This is a genomic window from Pseudomonas putida (genome assembly GCF_002906855.1).
Taxonomy (GTDB): Bacteria; Pseudomonadota; Gammaproteobacteria; order Pseudomonadales; family Pseudomonadaceae; genus Aquipseudomonas; species Aquipseudomonas putida_N.
This window is the reverse complement of the sequence record NZ_MINI01000029.1, coordinates 1-1,609: the sequence shown is the minus strand read 5'-3', so window position 1 is coordinate 1,609 and position 1,609 is coordinate 1. Positions and strand designations below refer to the sequence as shown.

At 62.8% G+C, this 1,609-nt stretch carries 1 protein-coding gene; it reads right to left on the bottom strand.

All coding sequences use genetic code 11. From position 1 onward, the window contains the following. Positions 1-1,609, bottom strand: a 1,609-nt coding sequence (locus tag BGP85_RS12345; RefSeq protein WP_219811575.1) for a VCBS domain-containing protein, incomplete at both ends; no start/stop codon positions are given.

The window sequence follows — 1,609 nt, the reverse complement described above, 5'->3', positions numbered from 1 at the left end:
AATTGCCGACCGAGTCTTTCACCTGATAGGTGAAGGTTTCAGTGACGGTGTTAGGGCCGTCATTGGCGTGGGTCGGCGAATTGGCCGGTGAAGTCAGGGTGTAGGTGTAGGTGCCGTCGGCGTTCAGGTGAAGCTGGCCGTACTGGCCCGTGGCATCGCTTACCAGGCTGTAGGTCAACGCACCGACACCGCCGCTGGCAGAACCGACCAAGGTGCCGCTGGCGGTTTCGCGGGTCGAGTCCGGATCGCTGCCAGTGACGCTGCCGGCGGCGAGGTCGTTGCCGTCCTTGTGCAGGTCCAGAGCGTTTTCGTACACCGTGACATCGCGGTCCGCACAAGCCATCAGTGAGTTGTGGACGTTGATGGTGATCGTCGTGGTGCTCTCGTCACCGTCGGCATCGCGGATGGTGTAGACGAAGGTGTCGACGGCATCTCGCGGCGACACCACGTCCGGGTTGGAGTGGTAGACCGCGTTGCCCTTCTCGTCGATGGTCAGGTAGCCGTATTGGCCGTTCACCTGGGTGTTCAGCTGGCCGATGGCCGAGGTGCTGGTATCGCTGCCGGCGCGCACGCCGACCACGTAGTTGCCATCGCTGCGCACGTCGGCACCGACCACATCGTTGTACAGCACATTGCCGCGCACCTCGTCGCCCTTGTACACACTGGTGTAATCGCTATGGGCTTGCGGTACGTCATCGACGATGGTGATGACGATGGTGCTGGTGGTCGAATTGCCGACCGAGTCTTTCACCTGATAGGTGAAGGTTTCAGTGACGGTGTTGGGGCCGTCATTGGCGTGGGTCGGCGAATTGGCCGGTGAGGTCAAGGTGTAGGTGTAGGTACCATCGGCGTTCAGGTGAAGCTGGCCGTACTGGCCTGTGGCATCGCTTACCAGGCTGTAGGTCAACGCACCGACACCGCCGCTGGCAGAACCGACCAAGGTGCCGCTGGCGGTTTCGCGGGTCGAGTCCGGGTCGCTACCAGTGACGCTGCCAGCGGCCAGGTCGTTGCCGTCCTGATGCGTATCAAGGGCACTCTCGTGGACCGTTACCCCGCCAACGGGGCCGGCAACGAGCGAGCAGTCCTGCACGTTGATCGTGATGGTCGTGGTGCTCTCGTCACCGTCAGTGTCGCGAATGGTGTACACGAAAACATCGCTGGCGCCTTGCGGCAGCACCGCATTCGGATTGGCGTGATAGACCGCATTGCCCGCCGCATCAATGGTCAAGGTGCCGTACTGGCCAACGATCGCGGTGTTGAGATTGCCGATGGCCGATGTCGACGTATCGGAGCCGGCGCGTGCACCGACCACAACATTGCTGGTGCCCGCCTGGTCCGCCCCCAGCTTGTCGTTCCACAGGACGTTGCCCGTGGCTGTCCCGCCTTCCACCACGCTGGTGGTGTCGGCCGCCGCCTGCGGTACGTCATCGACGATGTTCACGTCCAGGCTGCCGGTGGCGGTGCTGCCATCGACATCTTTGGCGACCACGTCGAAGTGCTCGCTGATGCTGTTCGCGCCAGCACCGTCCGGGTGGCTTTCGTTGCCAGTCAGGGTGAAGCTGTAGCTCACCACCCCGGTGCTGGGGTTGTAGCCGGTGATGGTCAGGGT